Source organism: Endozoicomonas sp. ALC013 (assembly GCF_049310205.1).
In the GTDB taxonomy this organism is placed as follows: Bacteria; Pseudomonadota; Gammaproteobacteria; order Pseudomonadales; family Endozoicomonadaceae; genus Endozoicomonas.
This window is the reverse complement of sequence record NZ_JBLYNS010000024.1, coordinates 1-21,842: the sequence shown is the minus strand read 5'-3', so window position 1 is coordinate 21,842 and position 21,842 is coordinate 1. Positions and strand designations below refer to the sequence as shown.

The following is a 21,842-nucleotide window of genomic DNA, read 5'->3' as shown; positions in this document are numbered from 1 at the left end:
CATGCTAATCAAAAGTATCCGTAACGATATCGACATACTCTGGTCCAAGTTCTGGACTGGAGGTATCACCAACCCATTAACGGTCATTGAGCAGATCAGTTACCTGATCTTTGCCCGCATGCTCGATATGCAGGAAGATGTGGCCGAGCGAAAGGCTGCCCGAACTGGCAAAGACTTCCCCTTGCTATTTCCACTTTCCCCGCAAGGACAACTTCTGCGCTGGAAGAACTTCAAGAACCTCTCTGGAAGAGACTTACACAAACACCTGAAAGGCAAGGTTTACCCTTTTTTCAGCGAGCTGGGTAAAGACGGTGAGACCGGTTTTGGGCATATTGCCGAGTACATGGAAGATGCAGACCTTGAAATCAAGAACGAATCCGTACTGGTCAGTGCAGTGGCCATGGTTGATAAACTGCCCCTGACTCAAAGTGATGTAAAAGGCGATATCTACGAATATCTCCTCAGCAAGCTGACCACAGCTGGCATCAATGGGCAGTTTCGAACTCCGCGACATATTATCGATGCCATGATCAAAATGGTGGATCCTCAGCCAACAGAAACCGTTTGTGACCCGGCCTGTGGTACGGCTGGATTCCTTGCCCGAACCATGGAATACCTGAATCAGGAACATTCAAGTTCTGAAGAAGAAGGTGGTCGCTGGCAGGATGAGGAAGGCAACTGGCATTTCTCTGGTGATATGTTGGAACCCTTCCGCGCCCATATCAACAGCCAGATGTTCTGGGGCTTTGACTTTGATACCACCATGCTGCGTGTTTCCAGCATGAACATGGCTCTGCATGGCGTGAATGGTGCCAATATTCTCTACCAGGACAGCCTGAGCAAATCCATTAAGGAGAGCTTTCCTCAACAGGAAGAGAACTTCTTTGATGTGATTCTCGCCAATCCACCATTCAAGGGCAGCCTGGATGAAAGTAATACTAACCCGGATGTACTGGGTATGGTGAAAACCAAAAAGACCGAGCTGCTGTTTGTTGCCCATATTCTGCGGGCTCTGAAGCTGGGTGGCCGTGCCGCTGTGATTGTGCCCGACGGTGTGCTTTTTGGCTCCAGTAAGGCCCACCAGCAGCTGCGCCAGGGGCTGATTCAGAATAATCAGCTGGAAGGGATTGTTAGTCTGCCATCCGGTGTCTTTAAGCCCTATGCCGGCGTCTCTACCGCCATTCTGATATTTACCAAGGGTGGCTCAACCGAGCGCGTCTGGTTCTATGACCTGAAAGCGGATGGTTATTCTCTGGACGATAAACGGAATGAGTTGAAGGGTGAAGACAGCAATGACCTGCCGGATGCTATTGCTCAATGGAAGGAATACCGCAAGCTACTGGAAGCTAATGCTTCTGCTGAGGATATCAATCGGGTCTTTGGCGATAAGACTAAAAAGGCTTTTGTGGTTGACGCAGCAGATATTATCGATAACCGCTATGACCTCTCCATTAATCGTTACAAGAAAGAGGTTTATGAAGAGCAGAAGTACGATGAACCTGAAGATATTTTGAAAGCCTTAATTTCTCTGGAAGGAGAAATTTTGGCTGACCTGAAAAAGCTGGAGGGCATGCTGTGAGTGCCTTACTGGGAAATTTAGTTGATATCATTGGCGGCGGAACACCCAGCAAAAGCAACCCTGGGTATTGGGGAGGGGATATACCCTGGGCCTCGGTCAAGGATTTCAAAACCACCAGATTGGAAGTTACTGCTGATTATATTACAGAGCTTGGTGTATCCAAGTCTGCGACCAATGTAATACCAGCTGGAAACATCATTATCCCTACTCGAATGGCGCTTGGAAAAGTCGCATTAAACATTGTTGACATGGCAATCAACCAAGACCTCAAAGCTCTGATTGCTAAGGACGAAACCGTAATATTCAAACCGTATTTGTTGCGTTTTTTAGAGTCAAAAGCAAAATATCTTGAAGAGCAAGGTAAGGGGGCCACTGTTAAGGGCATCACCTTAGATGTTCTTCGTCATTTAGAAGTTCCTCTCCCGCACATAGACGAGCAAAAACGCATCGCCGCCATCCTCGATGAGGCCGATGAAGTTCGCCGCAAGCGCCAGAAAGCGATTAACCTTGCTGATGACTTCCTTCGAGCAGTGTTTTTGAAGATGTTTGGTGACCCTATAAGCAATCCTAAGAGCTACCCAGTCGGCTCTATCCGGGATCTGCTAGAGGAGGCCAAGTACGGAACCTCAGCCAAAGCTTCAGAGACAGAAGGCGAATACCCCGTTCTCAGAATGGGCAATATCACTTATCAAGGTCGGTGGAATCTTGATGATCTTAAATATGTAGACTTGTCTGAAAAAGAACAGCCAAAGTACCTTGCTCATAAAGGAGATCTAGTGTTCAACCGCACCAACTCACGCGAGTTAGTGGGCAAGACTGCTGTTTACTCTTTTGACTACCCAATGGCTCTGGCAGGCTATTTGATTCGTGCACGCGTCAATGAAAAGGGCAACCCCTACTACATTTCCGCATACCTGAACTCCAAACATGGCAAACGCACATTGATGAACATGTGCAAGAGCATTGTGGGTATGGCAAATATCAATGCCCAAGAGATGCAGGATATAAAAATCCTGATTCCTCCCATTGAGGAACAAGTAAAGTATCAGGAGATTGAGCTGACCATTCTTAACAGATTAGGTCAAATGAATAGCAGCTCTGATCAAATTGATGAACTCTTTAAATCACTAAGCCAAAAAGCCTTTTCCGGCCAGCTGTAAGTTAGGACATTAACCACAAATGGATTTGTTTGCGCCATTACAAGTCACAATCATGCTCCCCGCAAAATTTTCACCTAAGCAAAAAATTGGTGATAACGCTGTTGTACAGCAGCTTGTGCGACAAGTCTCCCTGACTGTTCAGGTTCAGGTTTCTGAGTACCCAGGCTACTTCAAACTTACCAGCCAGCTTGCCGGGACTCTGAATCAGTTATACCTGAAAAACCCGAAACTCAAGGGGCGCTGTCCCGAAGGTGTTGCAGTTCTCAAAGCAAAGCGGCCTTTTAACCTTGAAGACTTAACAGAAGATACCCAACTGGTATGGGAACACTTCCCGGATCGTGAAGTGGCTTCTAACCCTGATGATATACGCCAATCCTGGCGAGGTCAGTTTCAGTTCAAAGAGGAAAATCAGGAACACCATGAAATGGGGTTACGCAGACCTCAGTTAGGCGCCCTCCATGCCATCTCTGCCTGGTCTGCAACCGATCGTCAACTTGAACCTGCAACCATTGTTTTGCCAACCGGAACCGGTAAAACAGAAACCATGCTGGCTACTTTGGTCTATCAGCGCTGTGAAAAGGTTCTGGTTATCGTCCCTTCCAAATCATTGCGCCACCAGACAGCCCGTAAGTTTTTTTCTCTGGGATTTCTGCCTGAAATGGGAGTTATTCCCGGTAATATTCAGCTACCTTCTGTTGCGATTATAGAATCAGGCATAAGGAGCATTGAACATGCCCACCAACTGGCAGACAGTGCCAATGTAATTATTGCGCTTCCCAATGTTTTCTCAGCCAGTGATCCGGATGCCGTTGACCAGCTCTGCCAGCGGTGTTCTCACCTTTTTGTCGATGAAGCCCACCATATTTCTGCAAAATCCTGGCGGGATATCCGTGACCGTTTTGACGGTAAGCGGGTTATTCAGTTCACGGCCACCCCTTTTCGGAATGACAGGCAAGCCCTGGGCGGGCGAATTATTTATAGTTACACCATGGGAGAAGCCCAACGTGCTGGCTACTTTACCCATGTAGAACTTATCCCTGTTGAAGAGTATTACGAAGAACGTATCGACAGGAAAATCGCAGAAATCGCCGTTAATCGGTTACGGGAAGATATCAGCCAGAACCTTGATCACCTGATGATGGCTCGCACTGCCAAAAAAGCAAGAGCGGAGTCATTACAGGCTCTATACCAGGAGATAGCTCCTGAGTTTAACCCCATCGTTATCCACTCTGACTATGGAAAAACAGAGGTCTCCAAACGGCTCGACAATCTGCTATCTCGCCATGCCCGAATTGTGATCTGTGTGGATATGCTTGGTGAAGGTTATGACCTGCCTAACCTGAAAATTGCTGCTCTGCACGATCATCATAAAAGCCTTGCAATCACACTGCAGTTTATTGGCCGATTTACTCGTACCAGCCATAATCAGTCAATTCGTCATGCCAGTGTGGTTATGAATGTTGCCGATCCGGCCGTGGAGGGTGACCTTCAAAACCTTTATGCCATAGGCGCTGACTGGGATAGTGTACTGCGCCGCTTATCGGAAAGACGAATTGAACGGGAAGTGATACTGCAAGAAGTTGTTGAATCACTGAAGCATAAAGGAGATCTTCATAACCAGATTTCCCTGTGGAACCTGGAGCCCTCCTTTACCTCTATGTTCTTTCATACCCACTGTGAACAATGGAAGCCTGAGCTGTTTACAGAACACCTGCCCAAACTTGAGCAGTACTGGCATGCCATTTCCGAGGAGAAGAAGCTGCTGGTGATTCTTGCCATACAGGCAGCGCCGGTCAAGTGGGGCTCTTTCAAAGAGTTAAAAGACACTAATTATAAACTTCTGATTGCCCACTGGGATCAAGATCGACAGGCACTATTTGTATTTTCCAATGATTATAAGCTGTTTAGGGTTGAAAAAATGGCAGAGTCGCTGTGTGAAGGCCATTGTCGACTCGTAAATGGTGAACAAATTTTCAACGTCTTCAATGGTATCGAATACCCATTGGCCAGAAACCTGGGCGCGGCCCAAATTGGCTCAATCAGTTTTACTCAATACTTCGGCTCCAACGTCACCGATGGTCTTTCATTAATCGAAGCCTCGCAATCCAGTTTGAGTAATATTGCAGCTTTGGGTTATGAAAACGGTAACCGGGTTATCTGGGGATGCTCTCAGCGCAAAGGCAAAGTCTGGTCACCACAGAAAGGTGGCTCCATTGCCGACTGGTGTAGATGGGTAAAAGATGTCTGGGACAAAATCATTGCTGAACACACTGACGAACAGAATATCACCCGGCACTTTCTGAGACCTGAAGCACTTAAGGCTCCATACTCCGGCCACCCGATATCTGCTCAATGGGGCGAACAACTGTTAACTACATACGAAGATAAAATTGAGTTTTTCTTTGCCGATCATTCCGCCCCCTTTTATATGATAGATCTGGAAACTGACGGCAAGGAAGCAGACGGCAGCGTTCGATTGGTTTTCTCCAGCGAGGAGAAGCGTTCGGTCTATAAACTGGTGATTGATGAAAACATTAACTCCCGTGGTTTTGACTATCAACTGGTCGAAGGTGACGGAATTTCCATCAAAAAAGGGAGTTCTGTATCTGAGCCGCTATCAGATTTCATGATGTCCGACCCCATCATGATTTATTACACCGACAGTGCATTTTCCTATAATGATCGTATCGTACATGTAGGTGAAAATGCTGGCCTATATTCAGCAGAAAATATCTCGACCATGGACTGGGATGGAACAGATATCCGTAAAGAGTCCATGGGTAAGCAGAGAAAAAGGGACTCAATTCAATGGCGTTACTTTGATCATATCCTTTCAGACTACGATGTTATTATAAATGACGATGGCTCGGGGGAGTCGGCCGATCTGGTGGCATTGAAAGCACTGGATAACGAAATTCTTTTGACTCTGATTCATGCAAAATACTCAAGTGCCAATGATCCTGGTGCGAGACTCAAAGATCTTTACGAGGTTTGCGGGCAGGCACAACGTTGTATTCGCTGGAAGCATCTCAACCTGCAATCTCTATATCATCATATAAAAAAGCGTGAGGCGCACTGGCAACCGCAGTACTCCCGGTTCCTCAAAGGAGAAATTCGTGATCTGGCAGCCATTCGCGACCGTGCCAGAACAACATCTTTAAAATTCCATGTGGTCATTGTGCAGCCGGGGTTAAGCCGGAGATCGATTACCGAGGAGGGCCTTAAGCTCTTGGGCAGTACAGCACTGTATATTAAGAAAACCACAATGGCGGACCTGGAAGTGGTTGGATCAGAATAGGAAAATCAGCAATGAAACTGACAAAGATAGCACTGACAAACTTTCGCTCTTTCAAAGAGACCCAGACTATTCATCTAGCTCCGGTGACCTTGCTTTTTGGACCTAATAGCGTTGGCAAAAGCTCCATCCTGATGGCACTGGCCTATGTACAGCAAATTCTGGCAAAGGGACATTGTGACCCACAGAAGCTGGATGCGTTGGGCAGCAAAACCATTGGTGGATTCCGAGCATTGGTTCACGGTCAGGATCTGAAGAAAAACATCAAAATAAAGCTTGACTTTGAACCTGGTAAAACACCTTTTGTACACTACGGTGCTGATGTTTTTGATATGTCCAACCATATTCAGAGTTCATATCTGTTAATGGAAGACTTCGGAGGCAGTATAGATACTGGTGCCGTTGAGTTTGAAATAGCCTGGTCACAGCGTTATCAGAAAGCGTTTGTCAAGTTTTACCGAGTATGGATAAATGATGCTTATATTGGCTGCATTTCTTCATCTGAAGACCAAAAGAACACTGCGATTCAGGCTCTGAACACACTTCACCCATTGCTTATCCCCTACAACACAGATGACTGGCTCGAATCAGAATACGGTGAAGAGGATGAAAGGGAGCCACTTGAGGCTGACCAGTATCATACTGAGTTTGAATATGTCTTAGATAGTCTCAACCCCTCTCAGTTTGCAAAAACAACAAAAGCAGATGAAGAGGATGAAGGTCTTCATGTTCCGAGTCGTATTGGTCCGATTAGTGTGGCCTGCAGAAATGGGGCTATCCCCTACATGGGTTACCCGATGCTCACCAACCTTAATGGGCAGGATATTGATGATATTGAAGAGCACTTTAATTTTCTGGTTATTCGGCAGGTCTTAAGCCAAGCATTCGTCCTGCCCCTGGACAAGCTTCTGGAATACCTTGAAAAGAGTATACAAATTGGACCTCTTCGTTTGGTGCCAGACAATGACTACGTGCCTAATCCCCATCCAGAACAAACTGATTGGGTGGACGGAGCAGCTGCATGGGATTTGCTCTATAAAAACCCTGACAGTAATAAGGAAGCGGCAAGACTACTTCGTGAGACCAGCAACTGGTTTGCCTCTCCGGATAAGCTGGATACTGGCTATGAGGTGATGAATCAGTCCATTGCTGAAGCAGCAGGACTGGATAGTAATAGTCAATTTTCTGAACTGCTTAACAAACGCAGCATCTTCTTCAAGGAGTTGCGTTCTGATATTTTGCTCTCAGCAAATCAGCTTGGTACCGGTATATCCCAGGTTCTTCCAATCGTTGTTGCTGCCAATCATGACCATATTGGTTTAGTCAGCGTTGAGCAACCTGAGTTACATATTCACCCGAGGTTCCAGGTCCAACTCGCCGATGTTTTTCTCTCCAACAGGCACAAGCATTCATTTCTCGTTGAGACGCATAGTGAGCACCTTATTTTGAGGTTGTTACGACGAATAAGAGAGACATCAGAACAGGAGCTTCCATTAGAGTACCAGCGTGTTAACCCGAATGATGTATCGGTTATTTATCTGGATCCCTCAGAAAATGGCGTTAAAGTTAAGCACATACGCATTGATGAGGATGGGGAATTTATTGACCGCTGGCCTCAGGGGTTCTTTGCTGAACGTAGAGAGGAGTTGATGTAATGCTTCATGAATATGCTATTGCCCCATCTCTACTCTCTTATTGGGCATTAACCAAGCGAGATTACACAGAGTTTCTGAGAGAATATGGCTTGGGAAGCCCCAGAGTTGTCAGCTGCTTTCCAAAGACCCGTTCGAGTAAACTTCGAAGCTATTTTTTGAGAAATGGCCCCGCAGATAGCCAGTCTTTACAAAGTCAACGCTATGTCGTAATGGTTGAAAAACTGTTAGAGACATTGGTAGTTAGAGAGAATACCGCAATCAATGACGATGAATGGGAGCATCAGGTATTAATAGAAAACAGCCGAATTCCCTTCAACATTATTCTTTCTAAACAATCACTTGGCGTTGACCACAGCTTGACACCAGATAGTATGTACGACGCTGACAGCCCCTGGAACCATGAAGTTCAGAAAGATATCATCAGAACAAAAAAAGGATTTTCTGAAGCCGTTTATAACATGCTTAGGCTATCGACAAAACAAGTAGTAATTATTGATCCTTATGGTTGGACTGATGAAGCAACCGACCTTGTCACCTACTTAATAAACAACATGTCTATTCATAGAGTCAGCAGCAGGCTTCCGTACGTTCAACTTTTTTATAAGCAACATACCAAATCTCCAAACGCCTCTTTCGTAAAGAAGGCGATTCTTGAGGGCATTGAGACTGGCATGTCTCTTGATGTGAAGGTCTATGAGCTGGAAGAAACTCCAAATGGGGATGTATTCCACAACCGATGTATCCTTACAGAGCATGGAGGTATTTCCACTGGACACGGGATTGGAGTATCTGAAAAGGAGGTCCATACTGATGAGGCGTTTCTGATGAAGCCTAGAATCTATCAGAAAAAATGGGATCAATTCATAGAAGGCAACAACTTTACCATTTGCTCTCAAGCTTAATCACGCTCAGACAGCATATAACGATATCTGATTACGACTTAGCCGTCAGACATTATAGAGTAGAATACCTAAAATCTTCTGGAAGATATGATTTATAGAGAGTCCATGAACTCAATGGAAAAGCACTTAAAAGGACTATAACGCGTCTATGCAAAATACCGCCCTTTCACTCCCTGAAGAAAAAGAATTCACCTGGTGCGACTCCCATCACAGCCTTACCATCGACTGTTTACCTTACCTGAATTATCCCTGCAAAATAGTGGTGGGTGGCTGGCAGAAAAAGCTGGACTGGGTTTCCATTATTGATCATGAGGTGGAACAGCCGGAATTTCATAGCTCCATCGCTTTTGACCTCTCTTCCATGGCGCACTGTGAGGATATTCAGTACTGGCTGAATACCATCCCCGAAGAAGTCCAGCGCAACATTGATTTTTTTGGTGCCCATAAATTTTTTGTGCTGAAACTGGTAGCCCAATGGCAGGAAGCTCGGGATCTGTTTTTCAGCAACCCGGTGCTTCTGTGGTACTGGGTTGATTTCTGTATCAACCATAAGCTTGACGAGTCCACGGCCCGAAAAATGCTGGCCATGAAGCAGCATCAGATTCTTGCCGCCATGGGCATGTCAAATAGCAAATCCCTGAACCGTCTGGTGAAAAAAATTCAGATTGAATCCATCCAGCGATATTTCGCCAGTAAACTTCTGTCTATTATCACAACGCCAGCCTACCTGGTTAAACTACGACATCTGCCAGTTATCCGGCAGGAGCATATTGATGTGATGATCGCCATGCCGGAGCTGATTCACTCACGCCTGCTTGAACTATTGGCAAGCATGGGCTGCCGCTGGGCAAGGGCTCGATTGATAAATATCATTCAGGATTGCCTGCGCATGGATCTTGCCCTGAATAGAGAATTGGCCAACTGCAACTCTGAGGCAGAGCTTAATCGAATCCATGATCGGGAAATGGCAAGACGTAACCGTCATGGCATCGACCAGAGGTTTATCCTTCTCGATGAACAGGATAATCCGCTCCCGTTTCCGTTACCACCACACCCGGGTACTGAATGGATTAAACCGATTCTGACTTTTGAAGCACTACGGGAAGAAGGCATAAAAATGAAACACTGCGTCGGCTCTTATGTCCGAAATGTACAAGCAGGCACTCACTATATCTATCATATGGAAGCGCCTGAATGCCTCACTATCAGTATTACCATGAATAATGGTCGGCCTTTAAGAATTGAGCAGGTTGCTGGCCCCTGTAACAAAACTGCCTCAAATGAAGCCAGGGGAGTGATTGATAGCTGGTTTCAGCAGGTCATCAATGAATACCAGGGTCAGGAACCGGGATAGCGCACTCAGGCAGGCTCTGCCCGAACCTGCTTTTGCAGAAACGTATGCACCGAACCTTTTGCCGTACGCCCCAGTTTCTGCATCAGGTTAAACGGTACGTCAAAAAGTTGATATTGCTCCCCCAGGTCTTCTAGCATACGTAACCATAGATGGGCGGTCATTTCCGCATCGGCCAGTGCCCGGTGAAAAACACCATCAGTCGGTAGTCGCTTATATCGCACCAATGTTCCCAGTTTATGGTCGGGAGCGTTCTGGTATAGTCTCCGCGCTGCCAGCATTGAGCAGGCAAAGGCACCGGAATATGCAGAGCCTGCCAGCACCATCTCATTATCCAGAAACTTTTTGTCAAACGATGCGTATGAGCCACCAGGTTATGTTTACCCACAAAGCTGGCAAACTCCCGGGTCACCGATAAACAATCCGGCGCGGATTTCAACATGGCATTGGATATACCGGTATAACTGGAAATAAAGCCATTAATCAGAAAACCCGGGTTCATTAGCTGCTGAAAACGGTCAGTTATCCTGCCATGTTCGATCAAAACTGCACCGATCTCTATGGCTCTGTCACCCATATTGGGCGACAATCCGGTTGTCTCAAAATCCAGGACAACAACGGTATCTGCGTTTTTATGGCTCATCAGTCTTTAGCCTGAATATAAATCATTCCCTGGAAATGAGTATTCCTAATGATATTTACTGCCAGATTACCGCAAGGCCGCAACAATATTCAGGAAAACCTCACAACCACACACTATAACATATTGATATTACATCAAATAAAAGAATTACCACAGAATGAAATATGCTTAACGTCTGTCATTGATAAAAACCGGACACCTTTGTTGAAATATTATCAGACACGTTTATCGAAAACTTTCCGGACATATACCCTGACAAAAATAGAGGAAGCGGACACTATTTATGAAAAAAATGGTGTTAGAATGCCTGACTCACAGGGCATTCCGGACACTATTTTGAAAAACAGGCGGACACTTTTTGTGATCACGGACACCAGTATGTGACTTTTAGCATAACCCCCCCATCTTTCGTCTTTATGGTGGTAACCACCAAATCTACTTCTTGATTCTTTGAACTTTCGGCAACTTTATGCTTGTGAGTTTGAACTTTCATCTTCTGTTTTCTGCACTTTCCGAAACTTTATACTGGGAACTTTCGCGATATTTATGTTGGATTTTTCATTATTAATTTCATCCAAGCACTTGAGTAAATTTTGGGCACACAAAAAAAGCACTCTAATCTGAGCGCTTAATGAGATTTTTTTTAAAATCGGGAGGTAGAATAGAAACGTTCAGTGACGAGATATGAGTCTTAGCTGGCCTGCCACTCCTTCATGGCCCGCCCCCATAATCGAGTGAAATCTTTGTACCGAAATCCATGATACTCAACCATACGACACCTGACTTTGTTATAACTGGGCACAACTCCTTCCTTCTCGAGATCTACAATGATCTTCGATATCTGGTCAGTAAATTGATGGTATCGGTTATCACTCACCACCTTTCGCAAACTTTGATTTTTTTGCACCACAGCACGAGTCAATTCAGGAAAGTGATAAGAAAGAAAACTAACACCCGCCTTCAGCTTGCTGGCAATTTCCGGCAATGGAGTAATTTTTTCTGATAAAGCATAGGTCTGCAGTCGTTTTTCAATCTCCTCCATCTCCAGTGACGAGTTAAACACTTTTCGAACAGTTAATCTGGCCTCTGTCAGCTTCGGTGCAATATCCTGGTGATTCACCAATAACTGTGACGGCAAAACATTCACTGCCAGGCAAAAATCAAGAAAGCTGGTAAGCGTTGGTCGATAACGACCAGACACCCATTGCGAAATCGTTCTATCAGAGAAGCAAACGGCTTCGGTCAACTTTGTCACAGCACCGCAACCGGAACGATTGACAACCATCATCACCCCATTCTTAAATTCCTGACTGACATCAATCTCCAACAATTGATGACGGCACTCAAAAAGGTCATAAAAATATTGTTCCCTGGAAGTCACCTCTCTGGCCTCACCTCCCATATAACCGAGAAAACCACCGCACTGAGTACACCAGCCAACCCTTCTTGATGAAGGAAGCGCCTGCTGGGTGGCACCACAATCCGGGCATTTACTTACGAGCCTCAACTGATGAACAGGACAGCTTTTCACTTCCATAAGGGAAAAAACCAGCGGATCATAAACAGGCGTTGATTGTCGCATAGCATCCAGATAACACTCAGGGCACCAATGTTTTTCCTGCCGGATAACTCCTTTACCCATTGAATCAAACAGCCCCCTGAACGGCATCATCGTATGTTGTTCCAGACCTTTCATACCAGTTAGTCTCGACAGAGCCTCACCGTACTTTTTGGCATGATTCCGATAACTATTCAGCACCGAAAGCCCATCTTTGGAAAATAACGAATTTCGGGCAGCCCCAAAACCAGCTTCAGGATTTACCACATAGTCGATGAAAAACCTTGGACTACAGAAGTTCTTCAAGGAAATCCGGTTTATCAGACTACTCAGCGCCTCTACCATAAGCGCTCCTGGTGAAATCCCTTTGACTGGAATTAAACGACTACTCGAAACCTTCATGAAGTACGTACCTCCTTACGCTACCTTATCCCTGCCAGGCTTGCGCTCACCAGGCTTTGTCGAGCCAGATTTCGATTCTTTTTCAGGCTCCCCCATCAGAATACTCCAGACCTCATCCATACTTACCGAATTAATCAAGGCCTCACCCGCCCTGATATCTTTGGCAATGCGCTTAAGCGCTATTGGCTCCAAGCGCTCTACTTCAAAATCTTTCCAGCTGACATAATCTCTATTGTCGTTAAGCGCACGGTTGAGCGCTCTCTCCATCCACTGTTTCAATATGCCCACGCAACCACAGGAACCAACAAACAGATCTTCCAGCCTACCCATAACACCGTCGGATAATTTCGCCGGATAAAAAGCAAACAAAGAAAGGAATGCTTCTTCAAAAGCTTCAATATCGCCACTTGAACTGGCAAGGTAAGGTGAGAAATTAATGACTTTGGTTCGTCTGGCCAGCTACCCACTTCCTTCCAGAAACCTCAATAATTCATAATTCCCATCCATAACCAGCTTGAGCTCCCCCTTGTTGGAGATGGACTTCAGGGTTTCCATATAGAGATTCATGAGGTACTCATCCCTACAACTCATGAGAAAATGGTGCGCCTCATCTACAAACAAATAGCGCACCTGGCGAGACTCAATCGCCTCCTCCATCGCGCTCATCAACTCCTGCTCCGAGTTTTTACGGGCAAGTACTTTCTGCATTTCTTTAATGGGAAATCTTGAGCTGTCACTCAGCATCAAATTCCGTCTGGTCATACCAATATCGACACACTGAATCAGAATCGATCTGGCAAGAGCGCCCCACTCGAACTTCTTACTGCGAGGACTTCTCACCTCTTCATACAATACCGGTATTTCCGGGCAATTCTCCTCCAGGGTCGTTGCATAATGAGCTTCCAGCTTTTCATACTTCCTGTGATGCACCATTGATTTACCGACCCCGGTAGCACCTGGGATAAGGATGATCTGATTTGCGTCAGACGCCAAAGCCAGGTCCAACGCTTCTGACACCTCCGTCAAACGCGGATGAGTGACAATACCCTCCGTTTTGAAGTAGCTTTTCCTGCTCTTCGAATCGCTGGCAAGAATACTTTCAGGGACAGCACACTTAGGTGATAAGGCAGCTTTCTTTGCCATTAGAATTTCTCCGGTTTATGGCTTGATGGATCCATCTTCTTATTGAACAACCCTTTTGAGGGTTTTAATTCAGTCTGAACAACAACCTCAGCTTCACGCTCAATCTCCCCCTTCAGCTGAGCTTCCTTGCTATTCACAAGGGACTGGGCTGCCTGATGGCTTTCCACGACATCATTTGCCGATTTCGTCTGAAAAAAACGTGCAGCACTGATCTCTTCACGAGAAAAAACATCGTGATATTTATCTTCCTGCTCACGGCGACAGGCAAGAATCCACTCCCCCCCCAAACAGACTGCGATATAGCTATTATCCATTGGGTCATAACGGATCGGGACACTCTTCCCAACCCACTTGGGATCATTAAGCTTCTTATGCGAAAAGAGCTTGTTATTAAATTTCACCCCTCTGCTAACCAGAATTTTTCGCATCAGCTGACTGTCTTCAATGAGTGTCAATGCCAGGAATTCCTCACTGTATTCAATATTCCTGACATCTCTGACGCCATGTTTTTCAATACTCTCACTTAGAGCCGTGGCTGGAGAAATCCCCATGGCACTATGAGTTTGGTTTATATAGAGCTGAAAAAGAAAACTCTCGAGCGCTTCTTTAAGCCTCTTGATATTCCAAAGTGCCAACCGGTAAGGATTAACCTCTTTGCTCATCTGGCGAATATTTCTGGTATTCTGTGTATTGCCCTCCATTTTATAAAAAAAGGAGGTATTAAGAGTGCCGAACATCCGCTCAATCAACGAACCGACTTTCGCCTTACCTGTGCGATCTATGATCGTGACACCATATCGGGCACAAAGTTTCTGGAAGTACACACTTTTAAACTCAGCCCCACCATCCACTACCAGCTCTTCAGGGAGCCGCCCGTTACGTCGTACACAATCTCTAACCACCATCATCAAACTGGCTCGTGACGGGTTATCAAAAGACAAATAAACTCCAAGTGGTGCGCGGCTATAGGCATCAATCATCAATGAAAGCCAGATTCGATTCACATTTTTTTTCTTTGCTTTGATATGCTCTCTAGCCTCTTCAGCACTCAGAACTCTCAAAGTAGACAGGTCAATCAACGTATGATCAGTATGCGCTCTCTGATATGCCCGCTCACCATGAGGATCAGAAGTATCAATTGAGGGATCCAGACCCGGCCGCAAATTATTAGCAGCTTTTGAACCATGACGAGGCAGTGCTAATTTATGCGATTGATGAGCAAGAATTCTCTGCCTGAATGTTTCCAGACAAACAGTACCAATACCTAATTCCGCACACTCAGCATCAAAGCTCGCATGGACATCACTAATATTTTTAACCGTGGGCGTTTTGAATTCGGTCTCAATATACTTTTCAATTAGCTCCTCAGTCTGCTCAGAAAACCTCTTCGATCGATTACCCTTGCCAGCATCATCATCCAACAGGCCGTAATAACCACAACCGAACCTTATCTGTGCCTTTTTATAGCGCCTATGGTAATTACGTACACCTGGCGCAGGGCTCCGGTCTTCACCTGAAGGGTAAAATTGCTATATGAATAGTGGTCAATACGAGGCTGATCATTACCAGTAATCACTTCAACCATGACAGAGTTGCTGGGGGCATCAAGAGACAGCACCCTCCAATAGCTATCACCATGACGGTATTGGTTACCAACTTTTATTTCATGGACATTCGAAAACAACAGGTCAGAAGCAACCATCGACCTTTGCTTGTTAATGAAACTTCTTTTCACCTCATCAGAAGCAAACAAATGGCACTTAGCAGGCCTTGATAAACGCTCGTTATCCAAATCTGCAAGCAATCGTCCCTGCCCAACCATCCATAAAATGTCATCAACCTTAACTGAATCGTGATAACCCAGAAGATCTGATACCGAGATCACTTGCTGTTCACGAACAGTTTTAAGCACAGCTTCCTGTCGTTCCTCATCAACCGCTGATGATCTTCCTCTCATAAAATCAGCAACATGACAGGCGTTATCAATTCTAATAGTTTTCTCACGGTTCCTGATGAAGAACTTATGACCAAGACCAGTGCCTTCAAGAACTTCATCAATGGCAGGATACATCCAGTCGCCATCTTCCAGCTGATAACGTCCTGGATGCTTTTGACTAAGCTTAATAATTGTTTCATCAGAGTCCTTGCACTGAATGAAACCAATAAAGTCTTTACTGATCACAAAAAAATCGGGGGTGTAGTCAATTGATCTCAACACTCCATTTTTATCAGGAGCCTTGATTTTAAATTTACGAGGCTGGCACCTGAAAAGAGTGATGTCAGGATTAATTTCAGCCAACAGCAAATACGACAGCTCAACGTGAAGACTCTCAAACTGGATGATCATTCCATTCTTATGGCTTACAAATCGTCCAGATGTGGTGTATGCGTTGCTTTTAACAGTTCGGGCAGGATCGGAAGACAGAATAAGCGCTACCATCGCCAACCCGGATTCAGTCACACCTCTCGACTTGCAATACAACAGCACTTCTTCATCTGATAGCAACGCAGACTCCTATTTTTTAATTTTGTTATCCTATTTTTCAGATTTCACAATTTTTTTAATCATCTCAACTGCCTTTTCTCAAAACAGAAGTTTGACTTTAAAATCAAGCAGGTGTTATTATGGGCTAATATCCCATACAGATAATTTTTTTATCAATAAAAACAGCAAGTTAAATATTAACTGTATCTAAAGTGTAAATTTTAGGTAAACAGACCTAATACCTTATAATAAGCACAACTTTCAGCTTTTATGCTGAAAGTATAGACTCGTTATGAATATTGACCAGCCAGGCAAGAGCAGGTTCATCAAAACCGTTCGTAGCAACCTCATTTCAGCATTAAAAAAAACACCCTCAACAGAAAGACCCGACTCATTTATGACTCAGTCAGAACTAGCCAGACTGCTACTCATAACTCCTCAACAGCTGTTCAAAATTCTCAATGAAGGGAATCCAACCCTTGGAACGATCTGGCAGATCTGCAACACATTGAGAATTTCACCACAATCACTTTTTGAAGGTACTGAGCTGGAAGACATGAATCGTATAGATCCAAATATTGAGCAGATATTGAAAGACAGGGAAAAGAAACATTAGGTCAGATTACTAGCCATCCAAACAACTCCAGACATATACTTCACTCCAACTCAATAACACCAATATTCAACAAGGATGACAGCTCAACATGAGCCGTTCAAAAATCGCCGCATTTATTGATGTAGAAAACCTTACCCACTGGCTTAAGGAAAAAGGCCCCGAAAAGCTGGTTACAGAGCTCAGCTCGACTGGCCAGCTAATTGTCCGGAAGGCCTATGGTAACTGGAACACTCCTAACATTCAGGGTTTTCAGGCAGACCTGAATCGTCAGGGCTTTGAGCTGATGCACAACTATCATCCCGTTGCCGGAAAAAACTCATCGGATATTCAGTTAACCGTTGATGTAATGGAAAGCGCCCTGCGGCTTACGGATGTAGAATGGTTTGTCCTGGCCACCGGTGACTCTGACTTCTCACCGTTGTTCCGAAGATTAAGGGAGATGGGCAAAGAAGTTATTGGAGTAGGCCCTCGCTCTCCTCTCAGTGAGTCGGTAAAAACATCCTGCACCCGCTATATTTTCACAGACACACCAGAAAGCCTGGATGCTGATACCCGTTCTGAAGAACTGAAAAAAGCCATTGATCTTACCTTGCGTACTCTCAAAACTTTTGATGGCGCAGCTGACTGCTCCGTTTTGAAAACCCGTCTGATCTCAATTGACAGCGCCTTCAATGAAAAAGCCTTTGGATTCACCTCATTTACCGATTTCCTCAAGGATATTGACTCCATAGAAATCAGCCTGCATGAGAAGAGGAAGTGCTGGCAAGCAAGCCTTGCTACTGCTGCTAATAGAGTCACTCCAACTCAACAAACACAGTTACAGCCACCTACACAACCTCAGCCTGACAAAGAAAAACTCGCAGAAACCTATCTTCAGATTCTGAAAAAACTACAATGGCCACAAATTGAAAAAAACACACTCACTAAAGCATTGACCTTGGCAGCCACACTTTCTCCTTTGCCAAGAAAAGATTTCCCTGCCATTCTGGCAAAAACCAGCAAAGGACAAATCTCTGAAACAGATGCAAAAAAGGTAACCAGCTTACTTTATAAAAGTCACCTGCTTGATATCTCTCACACAGATCCGAAAAATAGCCCCGCAACACAGTGCTACCAACTAAAACATAAGAAAAACTATCTTCAGGAAATTGATCAGGCGATGCTTTCCAGACTGCATAATGCCTGTCAAAACAACCAGCAAACCTTGAGCTATGCCGTTGTTCAAACCATGACTTTTAACAAATACCCTCAGGATCTATTCTCGAAATTGTTACAGGATACGCAAGGGGTACCATAGCCTCTTCAACCTCGTAAAAATGATTAAAAAAACCCCAATCATCCAGAAATGAGAGGGGCTATTTCTTAACATTATAAAACTCGGTTAACAGAAGCTGCCCAATAACTCAGGACTTGGGCTTCAGGTAAGGACCGTTTGGTAATTTCGTCGGATCCAGATACAGAACCTGATAATTAGCCTGCTGTGTCAAAGGCAAATAATTAGGAGCAGCCCTGGTAATTGCAGCAGAAACAGCCATCACCACCAAATCAGCCAGAGGATTACCAGAAGAGTTATTCTGTTGCGGTGTGTACTGCATGGTTTTATTGGCAGTCCATAATTCCTCACCGGTCTTACCACTGACAATACGGTAGGTAAAGCTGACCGTCACGGTTGTGCTCAAAACAATATACTGTGCATCCCACTTATTAATGGTCACATACAAAATGGCGTCAGCACCAAACATATTACCCAGTTGAACCGGGTCGGCCGAGTGAACCAGATCGGCATCGTAAAGCCCTTCACCTTCCAGAACCGTCTTTACCGTATTCACCGGAAAAACATAGTACCCTTTCTCGGCTAATGGCACAGAAATGGTGGACAGGAAGTAATTTGGCGCATCAACGTCAACAGACTCATTAACAACCGGTACAACCAGTAATGAGCTGGGGTTCGCCTGCTGAAAAGCACTGAAATCAACCTTTGGGGCCTGGACAGCACAGCCAGCTAACAAGCTGACACCCAGTATAGTCAGCCATTTTTTCACATTGGTAATCATTGTTAACTGTCCTTCTGGCCGTCAGCCTTTGGCTTACTCGTCAGGTTATTAATCATGGCATCCATAAGATGGCGACTTTCAGGCCAGAGATCCCTCTCTCTGGTGTAGTAAATAACAGCTTCATCGGTTTTACCCTGTTGCAACATCAGGGTTCCATACTCCGCATACATACCCGGTGCTACACGACCATTAGCCTCTTCTATCGCCTGCAGCAATTGCTCAGACAACACCGCCAGCTCAGCAGGGTCTTTGTAATAACCATAAAGCCCGGATTCGTACTCACCCCAATGATACAACCCCTGATTGGTCTGACACCCAGCCAGGAACAGAGAACCGGAAACTACCGCCACCGTGATTAGTTTTTTTACGTTCAACATTTAATAGCCACCGATCGCAAATGTCTTACTGACGCCTTCAGCCACGTAGAACTTCTCACTTAGAACCGTCTTACCTGACCGTTGTATTTCCAGAAAATGGGTTCCAGCCTCAATACGCAACCCTGATTTTCCAGCAGAGAATTGAGCCGCAGCTCCCATTTGAATTCCATCCAGTATTACCAAATCACCCTGTCTGGCATCAGTAAACATAATGAACGGCCGGTCATCCAACGCCTGAACATTTTCTGTCGGCGTATTAACACACCCCGTAAGGACAACAAAGGACATGAAAACAGCAAATAATGTAGAAAACTTAAACATTCTGAACAGCCCCATTTATTCAACAATTTCCAGTTTATCCAGACTGTGGCCGTCTAATGATCCGCTGATCACTCGCACGACACTGCCTTCATTATTTTCGTTATCACCAAACGTTGATATCACTTCAACTCTGGCTACCTCAGCACCCGGTAGGGTGACAGTAAAGCCAGTTTGTTTGGATTTAATCTTTTTCCCGGCAGTCATCACACGCAGCTGCTTTCCTGCAGAAAGTCCCTGACTCTGACCACCACTGATGAAAATCTGTCCATCAACAACATCGAGGATATAGGTCTTCCAGGGTCGCTCCATCATTTTCTGGATCATGTCATCGATCACTTCGCTAATGGCTGCGGCAATCGCTTTATCAGTTAATGTACCGTCGTAAGCAGCACGGGAGCCAAAACCGGCAACTGATGCACTTTCCAGCGTTGCTTCACCAGCCCCCGAGGCAGAGAAGAAAGCCTGCCCGGTGTTCACATCCACCAGTCGCAATTCAACTTTTGCATGGGCTAACTGGGTTTTGGTACTACTGAGAAACCCGCTTTCTCCGGTGACATTCCGGCCAAACTCTGTCAGGGAACCAACAACCAGCGTATCCACACCCACCAGCTCACCACCCGCACCGAACATCTGTCTCTCTTGTTCTATACGTGAAAGGTCCGGACGCTCAAAAACCACAAAATTACCGGAATTAATCAAACGGGTTGAGAGCATATCACTCAACTGTTTGCCCAAAGGGTCCATATGATCATCACGCAACAGCGAACGGCCATAATTGGTTTCGTTAGTCATCCTGCCAATGGCGATTTTTCGCTTAAGAGAGAGCGCCTGCCTTTGGGCCAATTCTGTCGCCTTTTTTTGAGCCGCAATCTGTTGCTCCTGACTTACAGGTGCTTCTTTAACTGCCACATGCGGTGTCTGCGTTGCGCAACCAGCCAGAGCAAGAGCGACGGCAACGGTAGCTATTTTTTTCATATCTGGAAAACTTTCAATGTCAGGGGTACGGAAATATATCTGGCAAAAATTTTACAAGATTATTACGAGCAGTTATATCAAAATCAAGTGCAACGGAAATCACGCATATCACCTGTAAATGTACAATCGTACTATCCAAGAATTATCGAAAATTTCACACAAAGCTATCTGGGACCCTGCTCCCCACAGTCAATAAAAGGCTGTGGTACAACCCACGGGCGGTAGCGTCTTTGCGAAAAGCTATCCTTTCAAGTAAAAATAAACAAACGTACTATTATTAACCCGAACAACTCTAAGGCAAGAGACCGCAACTAGGGAAAAATCATGAAATCCCCCGAAGCCATTGAGCCCAATGGCTTCGGGGGATTTCATGATTTTTCCCTATTATCTGGCGTAATCGGGTTATAAGAAAACCGGGGTCGGAAAACTCGGGTCGGAGAACCCGGGTAGGGTCTTGAATCTTGAATTGAGGATATTCTAAAGGTGGAACTGGATTTACTGGATAACGTGGCTTGCTAACCATATGATGACAAAATGCACACATTCACTATACTAACCCTATGAAATGCTTTAACTGGAACCCTGACAAGAATCAGCAGCTGATAAGTCAGCGGGATAAATCCTTTGAAGAGATTATCTTTCATATCCAAAGCGGCGACCTGCTTGATGATATCACCCACCCTAATACGGTGGACTATCCTCACCAGCGGGTGTTTGTGGTCAATGTGCAGGGCTATGTCTGGCTGGTGCCTTATGTAGAGAATGAAAAGGAGATTTTCTTGAAAACCCTGATACCGAGCCGAAAGTTTACCCGCGATTACCTGGGAGGTGATTCATGAAAAAAAACAAGCTGGATCAAGAGGAACAGGCACTTCTGGACGCCTTTGAAGCGGGGGATTATGAGTCTACCCTGACCCCGGAACGCAAAGCGGCACTAGAGAGTGTTGCTAGCGAGAGTTTTATAAAGGATAAGCGCATCAATATCCGTATCTCCCAACGTGACCTGCTGGCCATTCAGTCCCGTGCCCAGCGTGAAGGTATTCCCTACCAGACGCTGGTCTCCAGCATTATTCACAAGTACCTGTCTGGCTCGTTGCTGGATGTGTCTTCCCGATCCTGATTATGCTGACTCCCGATCCCTCCGCTTCCCTATGGCAGCGGATAAAATTGATGACCAAACATGCAACACGCAAGAACCGCTAAATGACTAACCAGGCATTACTGTAGTGGTCAAGTAAAAATGGACACCTGATTAAGCCGCTTTACTGAATTCCTGTTGCTCAAAGTCCACAGGGCTCACGTAATCAAGATAGGAATGAAGTCTGC

20 protein-coding genes and 2 pseudogenes are annotated in these 21,842 nt (G+C 45.3%); 11 read left to right on the top strand and 11 right to left on the bottom strand.

What is annotated here, in order from left to right; all coding sequences use genetic code 11:
• Position 1: 1 nt before the first annotated feature.
• The 7 genes and pseudogenes from ACO6V1_RS07070 (at position 2) to ACO6V1_RS07040 (ending at position 9,945) form a co-directional block, all read left to right on the top strand.
• A complete protein-coding gene (locus tag ACO6V1_RS07070; RefSeq protein WP_422448521.1) occupies positions 2–1,579 on the top strand; it encodes a type I restriction-modification system subunit M in 1,578 nt (525 codons plus the stop codon).
• Positions 1,576–2,739 carry a restriction endonuclease subunit S gene (locus ACO6V1_RS07065; RefSeq protein WP_422448523.1) on the top strand — a complete coding sequence of 388 codons (1,164 nt, stop codon included), beginning with the start codon at positions 1,576–1,578 and terminating at the stop codon, positions 2,737–2,739. The genes ACO6V1_RS07070 and ACO6V1_RS07065 overlap by 4 nt, the downstream gene beginning before the upstream one ends.
• Positions 2,740–2,854: 115 nt before the next feature.
• Entirely contained in the window at positions 2,855–6,037 is a 3,183-nt protein-coding gene (locus tag ACO6V1_RS07060) for a DEAD/DEAH box helicase (protein WP_422466313.1), read from the top strand.
• 11 nt (positions 6,038–6,048) lie between these two features.
• Positions 6,049–6,180: pseudogene (locus ACO6V1_RS07055) on the top strand (AAA family ATPase); the annotation flags it as partial.
• A 54-nt stretch (positions 6,181–6,234) separates the two neighbouring features.
• On the top strand, positions 6,235–7,689 hold the full coding sequence (locus ACO6V1_RS07050) for a DUF3696 domain-containing protein (protein WP_422466319.1): 1,455 nt from the start codon (positions 6,235–6,237) through the stop codon (positions 7,687–7,689).
• Positions 7,689–8,591 (top strand): hypothetical protein, encoded by a 903-nt coding sequence (locus ACO6V1_RS07045; protein ID WP_422448529.1) that lies wholly within the window; start codon positions 7,689–7,691, stop codon positions 8,589–8,591. Before ACO6V1_RS07050 ends, ACO6V1_RS07045 begins: the two co-directional genes overlap by 1 nt.
• A gap of 148 nt (positions 8,592–8,739) precedes the next feature.
• A complete protein-coding gene (locus tag ACO6V1_RS07040; RefSeq protein ID WP_422448531.1) occupies positions 8,740–9,945 on the top strand; it encodes a PcfJ domain-containing protein in 1,206 nt (401 codons plus the stop codon).
• Positions 9,946–9,950: 5 nt separating this feature from the next.
• On the opposite strand, the gene ACO6V1_RS07035 is transcribed toward ACO6V1_RS07040, so the two are convergent.
• From ACO6V1_RS07035 to ACO6V1_RS07005, 7 genes and pseudogenes are all read right to left on the bottom strand, one after another.
• Complete coding sequence (locus ACO6V1_RS07035) at positions 9,951–10,082, bottom strand: hypothetical protein (RefSeq protein WP_422449575.1); 132 nt, start codon at positions 10,080–10,082, stop codon at positions 9,951–9,953.
• Positions 10,083–10,151: 69 nt separating this feature from the next.
• A pseudogene (locus tag ACO6V1_RS07030) lies at positions 10,152–10,519 on the bottom strand (PolC-type DNA polymerase III); the annotation flags it as partial.
• A 757-nt stretch (positions 10,520–11,276) separates the two neighbouring features.
• The gene (locus ACO6V1_RS07025) at positions 11,277–12,545 is read right to left on the bottom strand and encodes a TniQ family protein (protein ID WP_422466311.1); all 1,269 of its coding nucleotides are present in this window, start codon (positions 12,543–12,545) and stop codon (positions 11,277–11,279) included.
• Positions 12,546–12,560: 15 nt separating this feature from the next.
• Positions 12,561–12,914, bottom strand: a complete 354-nt coding sequence (locus tag ACO6V1_RS07020) for a hypothetical protein (protein ID WP_422463624.1) — start codon at positions 12,912–12,914, stop codon at positions 12,561–12,563.
• Positions 12,915–13,004: 90 nt separating this feature from the next.
• Positions 13,005–13,688, bottom strand: coding sequence for an ATP-binding protein (locus ACO6V1_RS07015; protein ID WP_422448539.1), 684 nt, complete (start codon positions 13,686–13,688; stop codon positions 13,005–13,007).
• Complete coding sequence (locus ACO6V1_RS07010; protein WP_422463622.1) at positions 13,688–15,109, bottom strand: DDE-type integrase/transposase/recombinase; 1,422 nt, start codon at positions 15,107–15,109, stop codon at positions 13,688–13,690. The genes ACO6V1_RS07015 and ACO6V1_RS07010 overlap by 1 nt, the downstream gene beginning before the upstream one ends.
• A gap of 26 nt (positions 15,110–15,135) precedes the next feature.
• A complete protein-coding gene (locus ACO6V1_RS07005; RefSeq protein ID WP_422448543.1) occupies positions 15,136–16,194 on the bottom strand; it encodes a Tn7 transposase TnsA N-terminal domain-containing protein in 1,059 nt (352 codons plus the stop codon).
• A gap of 271 nt (positions 16,195–16,465) precedes the next feature.
• Between ACO6V1_RS07005 and ACO6V1_RS07000 the strand changes: the two genes are divergently transcribed.
• Positions 16,466–16,789 (top strand): helix-turn-helix domain-containing protein, encoded by a 324-nt coding sequence (locus tag ACO6V1_RS07000; RefSeq protein ID WP_422463872.1) that lies wholly within the window; start codon positions 16,466–16,468, stop codon positions 16,787–16,789.
• An 88-nt stretch (positions 16,790–16,877) separates the two neighbouring features.
• Positions 16,878–18,086 (top strand): NYN domain-containing protein, encoded by a 1,209-nt coding sequence (locus ACO6V1_RS06995; protein ID WP_422448545.1) that lies wholly within the window; start codon positions 16,878–16,880, stop codon positions 18,084–18,086.
• A gap of 106 nt (positions 18,087–18,192) precedes the next feature.
• Here the strand turns inward: ACO6V1_RS06995 and ACO6V1_RS06990 are convergent, their stop codons facing one another.
• The 4 genes from ACO6V1_RS06990 to ACO6V1_RS06975 are packed head-to-tail and all read right to left on the bottom strand — an operon-like array spanning position 18,193 to position 20,516.
• Entirely contained in the window at positions 18,193–18,843 is a 651-nt protein-coding gene (locus ACO6V1_RS06990; RefSeq protein WP_422463874.1) for a DUF799 domain-containing protein, read from the bottom strand.
• Between the two features lie 2 nt (positions 18,844–18,845).
• On the bottom strand, positions 18,846–19,220 hold the full coding sequence (locus ACO6V1_RS06985; protein WP_422448549.1) for a DUF4810 domain-containing protein: 375 nt from the start codon (positions 19,218–19,220) through the stop codon (positions 18,846–18,848).
• Positions 19,221–19,541, bottom strand: coding sequence for a hypothetical protein (locus ACO6V1_RS06980; RefSeq protein ID WP_422448551.1), 321 nt, complete (start codon positions 19,539–19,541; stop codon positions 19,221–19,223).
• A gap of 15 nt (positions 19,542–19,556) precedes the next feature.
• The gene (locus tag ACO6V1_RS06975; protein ID WP_422448553.1) at positions 19,557–20,516 is read right to left on the bottom strand and encodes a CsgG/HfaB family protein; all 960 of its coding nucleotides are present in this window, start codon (positions 20,514–20,516) and stop codon (positions 19,557–19,559) included.
• A 560-nt stretch (positions 20,517–21,076) separates the two neighbouring features.
• On the opposite strand from ACO6V1_RS06975, the gene ACO6V1_RS06970 reads away from it, so the two are divergent.
• Together ACO6V1_RS06970 and ACO6V1_RS06965 are read left to right on the top strand one after the other, a co-directional pair.
• Positions 21,077–21,355: a hypothetical protein gene (locus tag ACO6V1_RS06970; protein ID WP_422448555.1), complete on the top strand. Its 279-nt coding sequence runs from the start codon at positions 21,077–21,079 to the stop codon at positions 21,353–21,355.
• A complete protein-coding gene (locus tag ACO6V1_RS06965; protein WP_422466309.1) occupies positions 21,352–21,636 on the top strand; it encodes an antitoxin in 285 nt (94 codons plus the stop codon). Before ACO6V1_RS06970 ends, ACO6V1_RS06965 begins: the two co-directional genes overlap by 4 nt.
• Positions 21,637–21,842: the final 206 nt, after the last annotated feature.